Origin of the sequence: Micromonospora sp. WMMC273, assembly GCF_027460285.1 — a bacterium.
Classification (GTDB): domain Bacteria; phylum Actinomycetota; class Actinomycetes; order Mycobacteriales; family Micromonosporaceae; genus Micromonospora; species Micromonospora aurantiaca.
Genome location: NZ_JAPZBE010000001.1, coordinates 3,368,009 through 3,384,647, shown reverse-complemented (window position 1 = coordinate 3,384,647; position 16,639 = coordinate 3,368,009). Strand labels below are relative to the sequence as shown.

Genomic DNA, 16,639 nt, shown 5'->3' with positions numbered 1-16,639 from the left:
TTGATCCGTGATCGAAGCGCTTCGTAGCGTGAGGCTCCGCGATCCTTCGGGGAGGACCAGAACGCATGGGCGTAGACGCTCGTCAGGCCGCCGGCCAGGCCGTGACATACCTACGGTCCCTGGCCGAGCGGCAGTACGACCGGGTCTGGATCCCGGACTTCCTGCACCTCACCCCCGACGTGCAGGGCTTCGCCGTGTTCCACCGCGGCGGCCTGGTGCTGGTCTACGGCGCGGTCTCGCCGGATGACCCGGCCCGCTGGGTGTTCCGGATGGCCTGCGTGGCCGGCGCCGACGTGCCGGACATCTCCGGGGCGATGGCCTGGGCGAACATCCGTAACCGGCTGGCGGAGGCGGGGCGCTACTACTGCGTCGTGAAGGCCGACCAGAGCGCCTGTCACGTGGTGTTCGCGCTCGACGTGCGCAGCCCGCTGCTCGGCGACGTCACGGCGCCCGACGCGCAGGTGGCGCGGGAACTGCTGCACTTCTCGCTCGCGGTGTGCGTGCACAACGCCGTGGCGGACTTCCGTGATCTGGCGTCCTATCTGCCGGCGCGGCCGCTGGCACCGACCGAGATCGACGCCTGGATGCTGTTCGCCGGCACCCAGGACTGACAGTGCGGCATCGGCTCGCCGGCCCGGCGCAGCCCTGCGAGCTGCACGAAGATGTCCCGCTTCGCGGTCGCGGTGCCCCGGCGGTTGAGCACGTAGCCGGTCAGCCAGATCCAGCCCATGTGCGTCATCTCGGCGCCGACCGACACGACCCGGAACGTGAGCTCCCGGTCGCCGCCGAACTGCACCGACGCGCGGCCGTCGACGCGCAGCAGGTCGCCGGGCTGTGGGCGCACCGCTACCAGTGGCCGTCGTTCGGCGGGCGGCACTCCCGGGCGTGCATGGTCTGCCAGTCCCGCAGGGCGCGCTTCAGCCTTTCGTTCTCCTGCGCGAGCAGGCGTACCTGCCGGTTCAGCTCGGTCAGCTCGTCGGCGACCCGGGCCTGGAACTCGCGTACCTGATCGGGGTCGACGCCGCGCCTGCGGGCGTCGAAGACGTGGGTGCGCACCTCGTGCGGGGTCATCCGGGCCGGTAGGCCGGTCAAGTAGATCCGGCCGGATCGATACTGCGTCACTTCGGTCCTTTCCAGGGCAGGCGGAGACGCGGTGGGTCTGGAACGGCGGGCCGTCCGCACGCCGGCCGCGGGCGGCCCGCCCGCTCCGCCCCCGCAGCCCGGATCGGCGGTACGGAGGCGGAGCTGTCCGGAGGGTCGGGACGGGTACGCACACCCGCCCCGACCGGGGGATGAGCCGAACTCGTTGCCACGCGAGGAACGGCCCGGAAGCAACTTAACTAGACATGTCAGATGAGTCAACGCTGCTTGTTAGGCGAGTCGCGGTGTGATCGAATCGGATCGCCACGCGAGGAGTGCCATGCGAGAAGTGCCGGATTACTGGCGCATCGCCGACGATGTGATCGCCGACGTCAGGGGAAAGAAGCTGAAGCCGGGGGACAAGCTGCCCTCGATCGCTGAACTGCGCGATCGCTACGACGTCAGTCATGGGACCGTGCAGATGGCGTATGCGCGTCTCGAAGCGTTGCGGGTGATCCGGCGGCAGCAGGGCAAGGGCGTCTTCGTGACCGACCCGAAGACCTGGATGAGAGAGCCGTAACCGGCGTCAGCCCGGCAGGTCCACCGGCGGGCGCGCGACTCGCCATACTGTCGGCGATGACTGCGGACGTGCGTACCGAAGACGGTTGTCGCCTGTGGGCCGACCGGGTCGGCGCCGGCGCGCCGCTGGTGCTCTGTCACGGCGGCCCAGGCATGTGGGACTACCTCGGCCCGGTCGCCCGGCTGCTCGACGATCGCGCCCGCGTCATCCGGTGGGACCAGCGTGGTTGCGGGCGCTCCGAGCGGCGCGGTCCGTACACGATCGACCGCTTCGTCGCCGACCTCGACGTGGTACGCGAACACCTGGCCGGACCGCGAACGGCGGTGCTGGGCCACTCGTGGGGCGCGCACCTGGCGCTGCGGTACGCGATCGAGCACCCGGAACGGGTCAGTCACCTGATCTACGTGTCCGGCACCGGCATCGACCCCGATCGCGGCTGGCACCCGCACTACGAGCGGAATCTCCGGCGGCGGCTCGGGCCCCATCTGAACCGGTGGGAGGCGCTGGGTGCGCGCACCCTCACTCCTGCGGAGGAACGCGAACGGGCGGTCCTGCAATGGTCGGCCGACTTCGCCGACCCTGACGCCTCCATGACGCACGCCGAGGGCATGGCCACGCCGTGGCTGGGCATCAACCACGACTGCAACCGGGCCATCAACGCCGAGGTCAAGCAGGAACTCCGCACCTGCGACATCGCGGCGCGGTGCCGGACACTCGACCTGCCCGTGCTGATCATCGACGGACCCGAGGACATCCGTCCCCGCTGGGGCGTCGACTCGCTGGAGCAGGCGCTGCCGAACTGCGAGCGGGTCAGCCTCCCCGGGTCCGGTCACCTGCCGTGGGTCGAGAATCCACACGGCTTCCGTCGGGTCGTGGCCACCTTCCTCGATGCGACGGTGTGAGCCGACGTCCGGAACCTGAAAGCGGGAGCCATCGGTAGCGGCGTGTCGCGGAGATCGATACGTACGGGTACACCCGTCCCGTCGGCGGGACGGCTAGAGTCCCAAGGCCACAGCGAACAGAGCGGACAGGGTCGCTCTCCCCTCCCAGCTGTCAGGAGCCGGCAATGGGTAACGAGATTCAGCTGATCAGCGACGGCGACGGACTGGCGGTCATCGGAGATCCGAGGGCTGTCGAACGTTTCCTCGTCTCCGAGGGCCTGCCGTCGAAGGACCTCGGGCTGCCTCGGCTCGGGTCTGTGCTCACGGTGGGGACGGCAGCGGCTCAGGCCGGTTCCGAGATCGCCGCCAACTCGGGCCGCTGGGTGCAGCTGACAAAGGAATCGGCCCAACTCGTGCACAAGCACGGGCTGATGCCGACCAAGACTCCAGGTGTCAGCCACGCGATGGTCGGCGATCCGGGCTCGATCCACAAATGGCTCCAAATCGACAAGGCGTCGATGGTCGGCAATCCGGCGCTGCTGGCCGGCGCCGCCGGACTCATGGCGCAGCTCGCGATGCAGCAGAGCATGAAGGAGATCACCGACTATCTCGCCACAATCGACGAGAAGGTCGACGATGTGCTCCGCGCCCAGAAGGACGCGGTGCTGGCCCGAATGATCGGCGTGGGCTTCGTCATCGAGGAGTCCATGACCATTCGCGAGCAGCGGGGTCGGGTCGACGAGGTCACGTGGTCGAAGGTGCAGGGCGCGCCGGCGACGATCGCAGAAACCCAGGCGTACGCGTTGCGTCAGCTCGACGCGCTCGCGGAGAAGTTGGAGCGTAAAGCCGCTATCGGTGATCTCGCCAAGGCGGCCAGGGAAGCGGAGTCCAAGGCGCAGGAGTGGCTCGTCGTCCTGGCCCGCTGCTTCCAGCTGCAGGACGCGATCGCCGTGCTCGAACTCGACCGGGTGCTGGATGCGTCGCCGGACGAGTTGGACGGGCATCGCGTCGGGCTGAGGAACGCCCGGCAGAACCGGCTCGAACTCATCTCCCGGTGCACCGAGCGTCTGCTGGCTCGCATGGAAGCGGCCGCGGGCAGGGCGAACGCCAAGGTGCTGCTGAACCCGATGGACTCACCGGCGGTGGTGAAGTCGAGCAACCACGTCTCCGCCGCCATCGTCACCTTCCACGGGCGGCTCGGGATCGAGGGTGATCGGCAGTCGTCGGAGGCGAGACGATGGACGGACGCGGCCAAGGAGGCGAGAGACAAGGCTCTCGAGACCGGAGCAGACGGCGTGGACGCCGCTCGGCGCCTCGGCAACGACACCTTCGACCGGGCGAAATGGGCGACCGGCAAGCTCTCCGGGCGGGTCGGCGGGTGGGCACTGCGTCGGCGCGGGGAGGACGACGAACTCAAGGAGAAGAGTGGCGACGCTTGATCAGGAGAGAACGTGACCTGATAGCTGCTGACGCTGTGGAGATCTTGGTACGAAAGGGCCCTCATGGGGGCCGTCTCGTACCAAGATCTATTCGTGTCTCGTCTGGTGAGACAGCGCCGCAGAGAAATCGACGCAGCAACATTTATGGATGTTCGGCTGGTGTCGGACGGTTGATCGTCCTGGTCGGATGGCGGAACGGACATCGCCGTTCGACGATGACAGGAGGGACCGTGCGCACACCATCCCGTGCGTTGACGGGGGCCACCGCGCTGCTGATGGCAGCCGGTCTGGTCCTGACCGCCGCTGGCGGCGGCCAGGCGGCACCCCGGGAACAGACCCGTACCCAGGCGCCACCCGACCACCTGCCGGGCGACCGGCACGACACCAAGGCCACTGACAACCGCAAGGGCCGCGTTCTCGCCAGCGACCGGCAGCGCGACCGCGCCGCCGCGCTCGGCGCCCGCGTGCGCTGGACCGACTTCGGCACGCCCGCCACGCTCACCTCCACCGGCAAGCCCCTGGCCACCGGGCTGCCCGCCGACCCGGCCGCCGCCGCGCGCGCGTACGTCGCAGCCAACCGGGACGTGCTGGGCCTGACCGCCGAGGGTGCCGCCGCGCTGGAGCTGCTGACGGTGGCGCCGATGGGGCAGGGCGCCACCGTACTGTTCCGGCAGCGCTTCGGCGATCTGCCGGCCGCCGTCGACGGCATGCTGTCGATCGGCGTACGCGACGGAGCGGTGTGGCACGTCAGCTCCTCGCTCGCCCGTGACGCCGGTACACCGGCCCCCGCCACGATCAGCGCCGAGCAGGCCCGCCAGGCCGCGATCGCCGACGCCGGCCGTGCCGACGCGCAGGTCGTGCGTACCTCATTGGTCGCGGTGCCCACCGCGGACCGTGGGCCGCGCGCGGCGTGGGAGGTGGTCCTCGGCGCGGACACCACCGGCGCGGACCCGGCTGCCTACTCCACCTACGTGGACGCCCGCGACGGCGCGGTGCTGGTCCGCGAGGACCTGATCGACCACGACGCCGACCACCCCTCGTGGGAGGTCTTCCCGAACTCGCCGCGTGTCGACAAGTCGTCGGCCGACACCCGCAAGCGGTGGTGCGCCGTGCCGGCGCGCGGCTGCGCCGAGGTGGTGGGCGTGCCCGGGCACCCGGCGTGGGACGTGGACCCGGCCACCGGCCAGTCCACCACCACGACCAAGGGCAACAACGCGATCGCGGTGCAGAACTGGAACAGCAACGACCCGTTCAGCGTCGGCACCGAGACCGCGACGCCCCGCCCGGACCGCCGGTACGACTACCCGTGGACGAACCAGTGGCAGGAGCAGCGCTGCAACCCGGAGGTGTTCACGTCGCCGCAGGCGAACGACATCGACGCGGCGCGGGCGAACCTGTTCGCCATGCACAACCGGATGCACGACTGGACCTATCACCTCGGGTTCACCGAGGAGACCTGGAACATGCAGCAGGACAACCTCGGCCGTGGTGGTCTCGGTAACGACCCGGAGCAGGGCAACGCCCAGGCCGGCGGCATCAGCGGCGGTCCGCCCGCGTTCGCGGCGCGTAACAACGCCAACCAGATCACCCCGCCGGACGGCGTCGCGCCGACCACCAACATGTACCTGTGGCAGCCGATGGCGGGCTCGTTCTACGCGCCGTGCGTCGACGGCGACTTCGACATGTCGGTGATCGCCCACGAGTACGGCCACGCGGTCACCAACCGCATGATCGCCGGCCCGAGCGCCGGGGTCAGCTCGCCGCAGGGCATGAGCGAGAGCTGGTCCGACCAGCTCGCCATGGAGTACCTGTTCGAGCACGGGTACGCCGCGCCCGGCCGGCGCGGTTTCACCATCGGCGAGTACACCACCGGGGACCCGAACGCGGGTATCCGCAACTACAACATGAGCGACAGCCCGCTCAACTACAGCTCGGTCGACTACGACTTCGTCGGCCTCCAGGTGCACGCCTCCGGCGAGTTGTGGAGCGCGACGAACGCCGACATCCGGGCTGGCATGATGCGCCGCTGGGGCAGCGGCACCCCGGCCGTGCAGAAGGCGTGCGCCACCGGCACCCGCGACGTCACCGCCTGCCCCGGTAACCGGCGTTGGATCCAGCTGGTCTTCGACTCGTTCCTGCTGATGTCGGTCAGCCAGGTCAGCATGGTCGACGCCCGGGACGCGATGCTCGCCGCCGACCGGATCCGCTTCGGCGGGGCTAACCAGGACCTGCTCTGGAACGCGTTCGCCAAGCGCGGTCTCGGCGAGACGGCGGCCAGCGTCGGCCACACCGACGCCGACCCCACGCCGGGCTTCACCTCGCCGTACGCGCGGGAGGCCGCGCTGCGGTTCCTGCCGGTCGGCGAGCGCGGGCCGGTGGCCGGCGCGCAGCTGTTCGTCGGGCGCTACCAGGCCCGGGCCGTGCCGGTGGCGGACACCGACGCGGCCACCCCGCTCACCGACCGGGTCGACCTCGTGCCCGGCACGTACGAGTTCGTGGTACGGGCGCCCGGCTACGGTCACACCCGGATCGGCCCGGTGACCGTAAAGGCGGGTCAGAGCCGGACACTGCCGGTGACGTTGCGACCCAACCTGGCCTCGGCCACCGCGGGCGCGGCGGTCAGCGGCGACGGGATCAACCTGCCGCAGATCGCCGACGAGGACGAGGCCACCAACTGGGCCGCGCTCGGCGCGCCGGTCGCCGGCCGGCAGGTCACAGTCGACCTGGCCGGTGACGTCCAGCAGGTACGCCGGGTGCAGGTGAGCGCCATGCTGCGCCCGCCGGTCGCCGGTGACGCCGACGCCGGCACCCAGAGCCGGTACTCCGCGGTGCGGCAGTTCCGGGTCCTGGCGTGCACCGCGACGGGGCCGGTGACCTGCGCCGACGCGGCGGACTTCCGGCCGGTCTACACCAGCCGGCCGGACGCGTTCCCGGCCGTCGCGCCGCGTCCCCGGGCGCCGGAGCTGATCATGCGGTCGTTCGACATCCCGCGCACCACTGCCACGCACCTGCGCGTCGAGGTGCTGACCAACCAGTGCACGGGCGCGCCGGACTACGCCGGTGAGCAGGACGACGACCCGCGGGCGGCGACCGACTGCGCCACCGCCAGCCCGCAGGCGCAGAACGTGCGGATCGCCGAGTTCCAGGCGTTCACGCGCTGACACACACGGCGGGTGCGGACGGGCGGCCGTTGTCGTCCGTCCGCACCCGCCACCGTGTGTTCACGCGCGGTTCGGATCGCCGTCGCCGGATCGGGACTGTACGGCGGGCAGGATCCCGGACAGACTGAGCATCGTTCGGCCATCAATGCTGATCGATGCGCTGTCGTCCCGTTCAAGGAGGATCCCTTGACCCCGCTCCGCGCCGCCGTCGCCCGCGTACGCCGCGCCCTCGCCGCGTCCGCCCTGGTCACCGCCGTGGCCGCCGCCGCGCTCGTCGCACCGTCCACGGTCTCCACCCGCCTCGCCGAGCCCGCTGCGGCAGCCGTCTACGGCTCCTGCACGCAGTCCCGCTGCGCCGACGCGCGCACCGCGCGATCCGGCTGGTCCGCGAAGAGCTTCCCGACCAGCCGCGGCTGGTACTCGTGGAGCGGCGGCAAGTGCAACTTCGCCGGCGGCCGGTTCTACAACTACGAGGGACAGCTGCCCACCGGCGCCACCTACTACGAGTACGACGTGTACCCGCGCGCCTGCAACGCCTCCCGGGACGCGTACCGGATCGTGGTCAACAAGAGCACCGGGGCGACCTGGTTCTCACCCGACCACTACGCCAACTTCTACCGGCTCTGAGCAGCCTCGACGCCGGCCGGGCCCGCAGTGCCCGGTCGGCGCCGTCGGGAAAGGACGGATCATGGGTACGCGGCTGCCGGCCTGGCTCGTGTACGTCGGCACTCCGTCCGAACCGGACGGTGTGCCGGTCTCCGGTACGGCCGGCCGCACCCGGGCCGGGCTGCACGAGACGCTGGCCGGTGCGCTGGAACTGCCCGACTGGTACGGCCGCAACTGGGACGCCCTCGCCGACGCGCTCGCCGACCGCCTCGACGCCGGTCCGCTGACAGTCGTCGTGACCGACGCGGCGGACCTGCTCGCCGACGAGCCGCCCGCCCAGCTCGGCACGCTGCTGGACGTGCTGGGCGCGGTCGCCGCCGGTGGCCACGAGACGCTGCGGGTGGTGCTGCACGACCACCCCGACCGCCTGCCCGCCCTGCGCGACCGCGTCGCCGCCGTGCTCGGCGGACGGCTCGCCGGCCCACCCGCGCCCGCCTGACCGGGTGCCGTTTCCCCGCCACTTCCCCGGCCTAGTGGTGGGCCGTGCGCCAGGTCGGGGAAGTGGTGGGGTCCGGTGAGTGGGGATGCGGCCACTTCGGGGAACTGGCGAGCCGGGCGCCAGGTCGGGGAAGTGGCGAGGTGAGGATGAGTGCGAGCCGGGTGGTGCGCGGGTGGCGTCAGGCGGGGTGGTCGAGGATGGCGCTGAAGCGTTCCTCGGCCAGGTCGAGCTGGGCCAGGATGTGCTGCTTGACCGGTGGTGACAGCGGTGTGTCGGGCCGGGTGACCAGGTCACGGAAGAGCGGCACCAGCGGGCGGTACTTGGCGGCGGCGCGGGCCACCTTCGGCCCGACCGTGTGGATCACGCCCACGCCGTTGTCGGTGAAGTCGGACACCTTGATCACCCGCGCCCAGGGTTCCCGTTCCAGGCTCGCCGCCACGTGCTCCCGGTACTGCTCGTCGCGGTCCCGGCCCGGGTCGTACGCCGGGTTGGTGACCGCCGCGACCAGCCGGGCGACCCGCGACCCGAACCGGCCGGACAGCGCGGCGAGTGCCGCCGAGGTCACGTCGGGCCCGGTGGCCGAAGGGTCGAGCCCGGCGAGCTCGGCGGGGTGGTCCTCGACCGCGTCGTGCAGCAGCCCGGCGACGATCACGTCCACGTCCCGCACCTGGTAGTGGTGCATCAGCCGGATCGACACCCGCAGCAGGTGGTTGAGGTACGGCTCGCGTACCCGCCGGTCGTCGCGGTGCAGGTCGGCGGCCAGGTCGAGCGCCTCGGTCAGCCGGTCGCGGGCGGTCTCGTCGAACGCCTCGATCTCCAGCCGGAACCGGGCCAGCAGGCCGGGCTCGCCGTGGATCTCGGTGATCGCGTGCATCGGCATGGTGGCGAGGTACGCGGGGAACTCCATGCGTCCCTTATAGCTGATCTTCGCTAGATCCGGTGCCCGCCGGGCCGCTCACGTCGCCGGTGAGGCGCTTGACCAGGCGTACGCAGGTGCCCTCCGGCGTGCCGACGATGGTGGCCTCGTCCATCACCCGCGCCATGATCAGCCGCCCGCGCCCCCGGTCGCCGCTGTCGTCGCCGTCGGCTGCCCGCCAGCCGCCCTGGTCGCGTACCTCGATCTCCAACCGGTCGCCGCGCAGCTCGGCCCGCAGCGTGGTGATCCCCTCCGGCGCGAAGCGGTACCCGTGCTCGATCGCGTTTGCGCACGCCTCGCCGGTGGCGATGAGGACGGTGTCGACGTCCCACTCGCTCACGCCTTGGGCGTGCAGCCAGCCGCGCAACCGTTCCCGGGTGGCGGCGAGCCGGGCCGGGTCGGCCGGTAGGTCGATGGTGAGGACCGGGCCGACGTCGCCGGATGTCCCACCCGTCACGTCCGGCCCTCCGTCCCGTGCCCGTCCCCGGGCCTGGGCGCCCACTCGCGCTCTCACCGCCTGATTCTCACCCTGTTGTCCCCGGTGGCCGCCGATTCATTCCCCCGGCGGCGATGTCCGTCAACGTGATCATCGCGCATCGGCGGCGGCGTGTCAGCCGGCGGGCCGATGACGACGCCGGGCCGGCATCCCCGCAGGGACGCCGGCCCGGTCGCCGGGTGGGCTCCGGAGCAGGTCAGAGCGGCAGTCTGCCGGCCCCGGCGAAGGCGTCCACGACGAACGGGACCAGCGGGGTCGGCAGCGGCCGGGCGGCCCGCAGCGTGGGCGCCCACCCGGCGTCGCCGCCGAGGTCCGGGTCGTGGACGGCGTTGTACGCGGCGAGCAGGTCAACCGGCCGGGGCAGGCGGTCACCCTGCCGGACCCAGCTGCCGCGCTCGGTGAGGGCGGTGCCGCCCCAGTCGTAGAGCAGGTCGGCCGGGGCGGTGTCGCCGGTGAGGGTGAAGAAGTTGTTCTCCGCGTACAGGGCGGACTGCACGCCGACGCCGATGGCGTACGCGAAGCCGGGCCCGCCGAGCCGGTAGTGGTTCTCGTGCACGTCGACCCGGCCGAACCGCACCCGGGGCAGGCGTTGCAGCGTGCCGTCGAACAGGTTGTGCCGCACGGTGACGTCGAGCCGGCCCACGTCGGGGCCGACGGTGTTCGACGAGCCGATCAGCATCACCTTGTCCCGGCCGGTGAACCGGTTCCAGGAGACGGTGACCAGGCTGGCCGTGTGCGTGACGTCCACCGAGCCGTCGTGTACCTGCCAGGGCCGGCCGAAGTAGACGGGCTGGGCGCTGTCCGGGTTGTCGCCGTCGGTGAACGTGTTGTGGTCGATCCAGACGTGCTCGCTGCGCCGCACCGAGATCTGGTCGTACTGGGAGTTCCAGTTGCCGGTGTCGCCGTCGGTGGGGGACCAGGCGGGGAAGCAGTCCCGGGCGTCGGTGAACTCGATGTTGCGCACGATCACGTTGTCCACCCGGTCGATCATCAGCGTCAGGCCGGTGAGCCGGGCGCCGCGCAAACCGATGATCGTGGTGTTGGAGCCGACGTTGATCTGGGTCTGCCGGGTCTGGGCGGCCACCGACCGCACCCGGGCGGCCTCCAGCGGCCCGCTCGGGTTCGTCCGGCCCCAGGTCGCCGGGTCGTACGCGGCCAGGTAGGCGGCCAGCGAGTACTCCGGGTCGGCCAGGTCGGCGCAGTCCAGCGGCGTGCCGTCCGGGCCTTCGAAGCCGTCGATTGTCCCGGCCACGTACACGATCTTGGCGGTGCCGTCGGCGGCGTTCGTGGCGTTGTCGCCGCCGAGCGCGGCGACCAGCTCGGCGCGGGTATGCACGACGCGTACCCGGTCCGGCGTGGCGGCCGATCCGCCGGTGGTGCCGGTGCCGGCGGCGGCCCAGCCGTCGTTCGCGGCGAGGGCCTGGCGGCCGATCAGCTCGGCGGCCCGGGACGGCTCACCGGGTGCGGCCGGTGCGGGCGCGGCGGTGGTGAGGACGAGCGCGGCGGTCAGCGCCGCGACGACTGCGGTTCGGGTACGCATGACTCGTTCCGTTCTCCTGGAGGGACATTCACTGCACTGGCAGGTCCACCACATGGGGCTTGACCGCCCACGGCACGCCCGCCTCGGACGGCAGCGCGCCGGTCTGCGCGGCGGCCCGCAGCACCGCGCCGACGCCCCGCACCATCCGCACCCGCTGCGGGCCGTCGCCCGCCTCGCCTACCAGGTCCCCGTCGAGCAGCGTCGGAACGGGTGCGTCCCGCAGCGCGTCCAGCACCGCGGTGAACGGCTCGGTACGCGCCAGCGGCGCGATCAGCGGCGTGCCGTCCGCGCGGTGGTCGAGCAGGTTCGCCAGCAGCCCCCGGCGGCCGGGCACCGGGCGCGGCGCGTCGTCGCCTGGTAGCCGCAGCCGGTCGGTCGGGTACTCCAGCAGCGCCCGTCCACGCTCGCCGGTGACGAGTACCTCCCCGGGGACGTGTTCCTCGGCGGCGAGGGTGAGCGCGGCCAGCACCGGCGGCCCGGCGTGCGGGGTCAGCCGCAGCACTGTGGTGTCGTCCACCTCGATCGGGCGGACCCGGTAGCGCTCCACAGCGATCCGGGCCGGGCGTACCGGTGCGCCGGTGACCGATTCGGCGACGGCGAGGCACTGCATGAGCGCGTGCGCGAGCGGGTTGGCGAGCGCGCCGTCCAGCGCCGGGCGGCCGTCGACGGTTCGCCGTCCGGCCCAGGGGGAGCGGGCGTAGTAGGCGTCCGGGCGTTGCCAGGCGGCGAGCGTGGCGATGCCGGTGACCGGGCCGAGCCGGCCGAGCGCGCCGGTCAGTTCGGTCAGCGCGGCCGAGCCGAGCGCCTGGAAGTTGACCTGCACGGCCCGGCCGGCGGCGTGCGCGGCCTCGGTGAGCATCAGGTGTTCGGCGAGGTCGAGCACCGGCGGCTTCTCCAGCAGCAGGTCCGCCCCGGCGGCCAGTACGTCGAGCGCGATCGGCAGGTGGGTGTGCGGTGGCGTGCAGATCACCACCACGTCCGGGCGGCACGCGGCGAGCATGTCCCGGTGGTCGGTGAGGACGGCCGCCTCCGGTGGGACGGGCGCCTCCGGTTCGGCCTCCAGCGGCCGCACGTCGACCAGCGCGACCAGGCGTGCACGCCCGGCGGCGTGCAGCTCCGCGATGGTCCGGCGGTGCCAGCGGCCGTGCCCGTTCGCCCCGATCAGCGCCACCCGCGGCGGGTCGTTGCCACTCACCGGCTAAACCCCGCCGGTCGCGGCGCGCCGCCGGTCACCGGGCGTCCGCCAGGGTCGCCCGGACGCCGTGGCGTTCCAGCGCGGTGAGCCAGCCGGTCACGTCGGCACGGAACTCGTCGTCGTCGGCCAGGTCGGCCGGGAACACCTCGCGGAGCGCGAAGACCGCGTCCACCACCCCGGCCGGGGTGTGCGCTCCGGCCGCGAGGGCGGTGCGCAGCCGGTCGGCGAGCGGGTCGTCCAGCGGCAGCGGCCGGCCGTCGTCGGCGTACCCGAGCAGGAACCGCAGCCAGGCGGCCACCACGAGCGCGCTCCACCGCGCCGATCGGCCGGCGGCCCGCAGGTCGGCGACTGTCTGCAGCACCCGCTGCGGCAGCTTCTGCGAGCCGTCCATGGCGACCTGCGTCGTCCGGTACCGGATCGCCGGGTTGCCGAACCGGGCGAGCACCTGCTCGCCGTAGCCGGCAACGTCGGCGCCGGGCGGCGGGGTGAAGCTCGGCGCGATCTCCTCGGCGAGCAGCCGCCGCAGCACCGCGTCCAGGTGCGGCAGCGTCAGCGCCTCGGCCACCGTCTCCGCGCCGGCCAGCGCACCGAGGTACGCGGTGGCGGAGTGCACGCCGTTGAGTGCCCGCAGTTTCAGCCGCTCCCACGGGCCGGCGTCGCCGGTGAGGATCGCGCCGGAGCGTTCCCAGGCCGGGCGGCCGCCGGGGAAGTCGTCCTCGATCACCCACTGCGACCACGGTTCGGCGGCGACCGCCGCCAGATCGGTCACGCCCAGCGCCCGCCGGGCGGTGTCCCGGGTCTCGTCGGTGCTGGCCGGCACGATCCGGTCGACCATGGTGCCGGGGCAGGTCACCGCCGTGAGCACCCGTTCGGCTGTCGCGTCCGGCACCCGGGCCAGCGCGAGGCACTGCTCCACCAGGCCGCGCAGGCGGCGCCCGTTCGCGGGCAGGTTGTCGCAGCTCACCAGCGCGATCGGCCCGGCGTCGGCGGCGGCGCGGGCGAGCAGCCCACGCACCAGCAGACCGGGCACGGTACGCGGGGGACGGCCGCTGGTGAGGTCGGCGGTCAGGTCCGCGTCCACTGTCAGCGCGGCGGTCACCGGATCGAGCCGGTACGCCTTCTCGGTCACCGTCAGCGTGACCACCCGGATCGCCGGGTCGGCGAGCAGGGCGGCCACCGCGTCCGGGTCGCTCGCGGCGTGCCGTACCCCGGCGAGCGCACCGACCACCCGGGTCGTCGCGGCGTCGGGGGCGAGCGTGGTGACGCTGAACAGGCAGTCCTGCGCGGCCAGGGCGTCGACCACGTCGGTGCTGCGCGGCGCGACGCCGACGATGCCCCAGTCGCCGCCGGCCGCGCCGACCGCCGCCTCGGTGTGCACGGCCTGGTGGGCGCGGTGGAACGCGCCGAGGCCGAGGTGGACGATGCCGGCCGGTACGGTGCCGGGGCGCAGCAGCGGCCGGGACTCCGGCGGCAGGTGGCGCAGCGTGGCCAGGCCGAGCCGGTCGGGGGTCAGCGCCATGCCGGGCCGTCCGGGAACCGGTACCGCGCGATCGACTCCTGGCGCATGGTGGCGCTGTAGCCGGGCGCGGTGGGCAGCAGGTAGCGCCCGCCCCGGGTGCGGACCGGGTCGGTGAAGTGCTCGTGCAGGTGGTCGACGTACTCGACCATGCGGCCGTCCAGGCTCGTGCCGACCCGCACGTGGTCGAAGATCGCGAGGTGCTGCACGTACTCGCACAGGCCCACGCCGCCGGCGTGCGGGCAGACCGGCACGCCGAACTTCGCCGCCAGCAGCAGCTCGGCGAGCACCTCGTCCACGCCGCCGACGCGGCACGCGTCGACCTGCATCACGCCGATCGCCTCGGCCTGGAGCAGCTGTTTGAAGATGACCTTGTTGGCGGCGACCTCGCCGGTGGCGACCCGGCAGCGGCCGCCGGTCAGCTCGGTCACCGCGCGGGCGATCCGGGCGTGCCCGAGCACGTCGTCGGCGTGCGTGGGCTCCTCGATCCAGTACGGGTCGACTTCGGCGAGCACGCCCATCGCGGCGATCGCCTCGTCCACGTCCCATACCTGGTTGGCGTCCATCATGAGCAGCGCGTCCGGGCCGATCTCGGCCCGGATGATCCGGGCCCGCCGCAGGTCGTCCTCGATCCGCCCGCCGACCTTCATCTTCATCGCGCGCCACCCCTGCGCGTACGCGTCGCGGGTCAGCGCGCGCACCTGCTCGTCCGGGTAGCCGAGCCAGCCCACCGACGTGGTGTACGAGGGGAACCCGTCGCGTTCCAGCGCGGCCAGCCGGTCGGCCAGGCCGTCTCGTCCCTTGTCGAGGATGGCCGCCGCCTCGTCGGGGGTGAGCGCGTCGGTGATGTGGTGGAAGTCGACTGTCGCGACCAGCTCGTCGGTGGGCATCTCGGCGAGGAGGCGCCACATCGGCTTGCCGGCGAGCTTGGCGCGCAGGTCCCAGACCGCGTTGACGAGCGCGCCGGTGGCCATGTGGATCACGCCCTTCTCCGGCCCGAGCCAGCGCAGTTGCACGTCGGCGGCCAGGGAGCGCCAGAACGCGACGGGTCCGGCGGCTATCTCGGCGACGGTGCGTCCGCGGACGTGGTGGGCGAGCGCGCGGACCGCCGCGCAGGTGATCTCGTTGCCCCGGCCGTTGGTGAACGTGAACCCGGTGCCGGTGGGCCCGCCGTCGGTGGTCAGCTCCACGTACGTGGCCGAGTAGTCGCCCCTGTTTATCGCGTCCGAGCCGTCGCCGCTGGCGGCGGTGGGGAAGCGCACGTCGTGCACCTCGACGTCGACGATCGTGGTCATGAAGGCCCACCTCCGAACTTGAAGACCTGCTTCGGCAGCCGGTACGCCAGGTCGACGATCGTCTCGGCGGCGTCGTCCGCGGTCATCCGGTGCTCGGCGACGAGGCGGGCGAGGAAACCGGCGTCGACCCGGCGGGCCACGTCGTGGCGTACCGGGATGGAGCAGAACGCGCGGGTGTCGTCGACGAACCCGGCGGTGTTGTAGAAGCCGGCCGTCTCGGTGACCGCCTCGCGGAACCGGCGCAGCACCTCGGGGGAGTCCAGGAACCACCAGGGCGCGCCGAGGCGCAGCGCCGCGTAGCCGCCGGCCAGGGGGGCGAGTTCCCGGGTGAACGTGTCCTCGTCGAGCGTGTAGAGCACCACCGTGAGCCGGGGGTCGTTGCCGTGCGCGTCGAGCAGCGGGGCGAGGCCGTGCACGTACTCGGTGGCCTGCGGCACGTCCCCGCCCACGTCGCGGCCGTGCCGGGCGTGCAGCCACCGGTTGTGGTTGCGCACCGCGCCCGGGTGCAGCTGCATGACCAGGCCGTCGTCGAGCGACATCCGGGCGAACTCCAGCAGCATGTGGGCCCGGAACGCCTCCGCGTCGGCGGCGTCGGCCAGGCCGCGCCGGCCCCTGTCGAACAGGGCCGCGGCCTGCGCCGGACTGAGATCGAGGGTACGGGCGGTCGGGTGCCCGTGGTCGGTGGAGGTGGCGCCGGCGGCGGCGAACGCCTCCCGCCGGGCCCGCAGCGCGGCCAGGTAGCCGGCGTACGTGCCGGTGTCCTCGCCGGAGAGCTCGGCGAGCCGGTCCACGTTGGCCGACCAGTTGCCGAACTCCATGTCCACCACGTCGTCGGGCCGGAACGTGGTGACCACCCGGCCGCCCGGCCCGCCCCAGCCGTCGGCGGCGAGCTTGGCGTGCCGGCCCAGGTCGTCCAGCGGCGACTCGGTGGTGGCGAGCACCTCGATGCCGAAGCGTTCGAACAGCGCCCGGGGCCGGAACCCCGGTTCGGCCAGGCGCGCGGCGAGCGCGTCGTAGACGGTGTCGGCGGTGTCCGGGCTCAGCGGCGTGTCGACGCCGAACACGTTCCGGAACGTCTGCTCCAGCCACAGTCGCGACGGGGTGCCGCGGAACAGGTGCCAGTGCGCGGCGAAGCGCCGCCAGATGGTCCGCCCGTCGGTCTCCACCGGGCTGCCGTCCACGCTCGGCACACCCAGGTCGGCCGGGGGTACGCCCTGGCTGAGCAGCATCCGGGTCAGGTAGTGGTCGGGTACGACGAGCAGCCGGGCCGGGTCGGGGAAGGGCTGGTCCTCGGCCAGCAGCCCGGGGTCGACGTGCCCGTGCGGGGAGATGAGCGGCTGCTCGGCGGCGAGCGCGTACAGCTCTCGGGCCAGGGCGCGCAGGCCGGGCTCGGCGGGCAGCAGCAGATCGCTGGGGGAGATGATCGGCACGGGTG

Annotated in this window: 16 protein-coding genes; 7 read left to right on the top strand and 9 right to left on the bottom strand. The window is 72.8% G+C overall.

Annotated features, from left to right (window positions below; translation table 11 throughout):
- The first annotated feature begins 65 nt into the window (after positions 1 to 65).
- Complete coding sequence (locus tag O7611_RS15895; protein WP_194799189.1) at positions 66 to 611, top strand: hypothetical protein; 546 nt, start codon at positions 66 to 68, stop codon at positions 609 to 611.
- On the opposite strand, the gene O7611_RS15890 is transcribed toward O7611_RS15895, so the two are convergent.
- Both O7611_RS15890 and O7611_RS15885 read right to left on the bottom strand, forming a co-directional pair.
- A complete protein-coding gene (locus O7611_RS15890; RefSeq protein ID WP_194799190.1) occupies positions 539 to 844 on the bottom strand; it encodes a hypothetical protein in 306 nt (101 codons plus the stop codon). The two genes, O7611_RS15895 and O7611_RS15890, sit on opposite strands and share 73 nt — an antisense overlap.
- 2 nt (positions 845 to 846) lie before the next feature.
- Positions 847 to 1,122: a DivIVA domain-containing protein gene (locus O7611_RS15885; RefSeq protein ID WP_194799191.1), complete on the bottom strand. Its 276-nt coding sequence runs from the start codon at positions 1,120 to 1,122 to the stop codon at positions 847 to 849.
- A gap of 298 nt (positions 1,123 to 1,420) precedes the next feature.
- Between O7611_RS15885 and O7611_RS15880 the strand changes: the two genes are divergently transcribed.
- The 6 genes from O7611_RS15880 (at position 1,421) to O7611_RS15855 (ending at position 8,246) form a co-directional block, all read left to right on the top strand.
- Entirely contained in the window at positions 1,421 to 1,660 is a 240-nt protein-coding gene (locus O7611_RS15880; RefSeq protein ID WP_064445718.1) for a winged helix-turn-helix domain-containing protein, read from the top strand.
- A gap of 56 nt (positions 1,661 to 1,716) precedes the next feature.
- Complete coding sequence (locus O7611_RS15875) at positions 1,717 to 2,562, top strand: alpha/beta fold hydrolase (RefSeq protein WP_194799192.1); 846 nt, start codon at positions 1,717 to 1,719, stop codon at positions 2,560 to 2,562.
- Between the two features lie 164 nt (positions 2,563 to 2,726).
- Positions 2,727 to 3,980 (top strand): hypothetical protein, encoded by a 1,254-nt coding sequence (locus tag O7611_RS15870; RefSeq protein ID WP_269697139.1) that lies wholly within the window; start codon positions 2,727 to 2,729, stop codon positions 3,978 to 3,980.
- 251 nt (positions 3,981 to 4,231) lie between these two features.
- The gene (locus tag O7611_RS15865; protein ID WP_269697138.1) at positions 4,232 to 7,141 is read left to right on the top strand and encodes a M36 family metallopeptidase; all 2,910 of its coding nucleotides are present in this window, start codon (positions 4,232 to 4,234) and stop codon (positions 7,139 to 7,141) included.
- A gap of 186 nt (positions 7,142 to 7,327) precedes the next feature.
- Complete coding sequence (locus O7611_RS15860) at positions 7,328 to 7,768, top strand: ribonuclease domain-containing protein (protein WP_194799195.1); 441 nt, start codon at positions 7,328 to 7,330, stop codon at positions 7,766 to 7,768.
- A 61-nt stretch (positions 7,769 to 7,829) separates the two neighbouring features.
- Positions 7,830 to 8,246: a barstar family protein gene (locus tag O7611_RS15855; protein ID WP_194799196.1), complete on the top strand. Its 417-nt coding sequence runs from the start codon at positions 7,830 to 7,832 to the stop codon at positions 8,244 to 8,246.
- A gap of 178 nt (positions 8,247 to 8,424) precedes the next feature.
- On the opposite strand, the gene O7611_RS15850 is transcribed toward O7611_RS15855, so the two are convergent.
- From O7611_RS15850 to uxaC, 7 genes are all read right to left on the bottom strand, one after another.
- A complete protein-coding gene (locus tag O7611_RS15850) occupies positions 8,425 to 9,153 on the bottom strand; it encodes an HD domain-containing protein (RefSeq protein WP_194799197.1) in 729 nt (242 codons plus the stop codon).
- A 7-nt stretch (positions 9,154 to 9,160) separates the two neighbouring features.
- Positions 9,161 to 9,619: an ATP-binding protein gene (locus tag O7611_RS15845; RefSeq protein WP_194799198.1), complete on the bottom strand. Its 459-nt coding sequence runs from the start codon at positions 9,617 to 9,619 to the stop codon at positions 9,161 to 9,163.
- Between the two features lie 235 nt (positions 9,620 to 9,854).
- The gene (locus tag O7611_RS15840; protein WP_194799199.1) at positions 9,855 to 11,198 is read right to left on the bottom strand and encodes a pectate lyase family protein; all 1,344 of its coding nucleotides are present in this window, start codon (positions 11,196 to 11,198) and stop codon (positions 9,855 to 9,857) included.
- A gap of 28 nt (positions 11,199 to 11,226) precedes the next feature.
- Positions 11,227 to 12,393 carry a Gfo/Idh/MocA family protein gene (locus O7611_RS15835; RefSeq protein WP_269697137.1) on the bottom strand — a complete coding sequence of 389 codons (1,167 nt, stop codon included), beginning with the start codon at positions 12,391 to 12,393 and terminating at the stop codon, positions 11,227 to 11,229.
- A 34-nt stretch (positions 12,394 to 12,427) separates the two neighbouring features.
- Positions 12,428 to 13,912 carry a mannitol dehydrogenase family protein gene (locus O7611_RS15830; protein WP_194799201.1) on the bottom strand — a complete coding sequence of 495 codons (1,485 nt, stop codon included), beginning with the start codon at positions 13,910 to 13,912 and terminating at the stop codon, positions 12,428 to 12,430.
- Entirely contained in the window at positions 13,903 to 15,204 is a 1,302-nt protein-coding gene (locus O7611_RS15825; RefSeq protein ID WP_269697136.1) for an enolase C-terminal domain-like protein, read from the bottom strand. The genes O7611_RS15830 and O7611_RS15825 overlap by 10 nt, the downstream gene beginning before the upstream one ends.
- Entirely contained in the window at positions 15,201 to 16,634 is a 1,434-nt protein-coding gene (gene uxaC, locus O7611_RS15820) for a glucuronate isomerase (protein ID WP_194799203.1), read from the bottom strand. Before uxaC ends, O7611_RS15825 begins: the two co-directional genes overlap by 4 nt.
- Positions 16,635 to 16,639 lie beyond the last annotated feature (5 nt).

Coding starts and splice junctions, on each gene's coding strand:
- O7611_RS15895 (WP_194799189.1), top strand. CDS start 66: ATGGGCGTAGACGCTCGTCAGGCCGCCGGCCAGGCCGTGACATACCTA.
- O7611_RS15880 (WP_064445718.1), top strand. CDS start 1,421: ATGCGAGAAGTGCCGGATTACTGGCGCATCGCCGACGATGTGATCGCC.
- O7611_RS15875 (WP_194799192.1), top strand. CDS start 1,717: ATGACTGCGGACGTGCGTACCGAAGACGGTTGTCGCCTGTGGGCCGAC.
- O7611_RS15870 (WP_269697139.1), top strand. CDS start 2,727: ATGGGTAACGAGATTCAGCTGATCAGCGACGGCGACGGACTGGCGGTC.
- O7611_RS15855 (WP_194799196.1), top strand. CDS start 7,830: ATGGGTACGCGGCTGCCGGCCTGGCTCGTGTACGTCGGCACTCCGTCC.
- O7611_RS15850 (WP_194799197.1), bottom strand. CDS start 9,153: ATGGAGTTCCCCGCGTACCTCGCCACCATGCCGATGCACGCGATCACC.
- O7611_RS15840 (WP_194799199.1), bottom strand. CDS start 11,198: ATGCGTACCCGAACCGCAGTCGTCGCGGCGCTGACCGCCGCGCTCGTC.
- O7611_RS15830 (WP_194799201.1), bottom strand. CDS start 13,912: ATGGCGCTGACCCCCGACCGGCTCGGCCTGGCCACGCTGCGCCACCTG.
- O7611_RS15825 (WP_269697136.1), bottom strand. CDS start 15,204: ATGACCACGATCGTCGACGTCGAGGTGCACGACGTGCGCTTCCCCACC.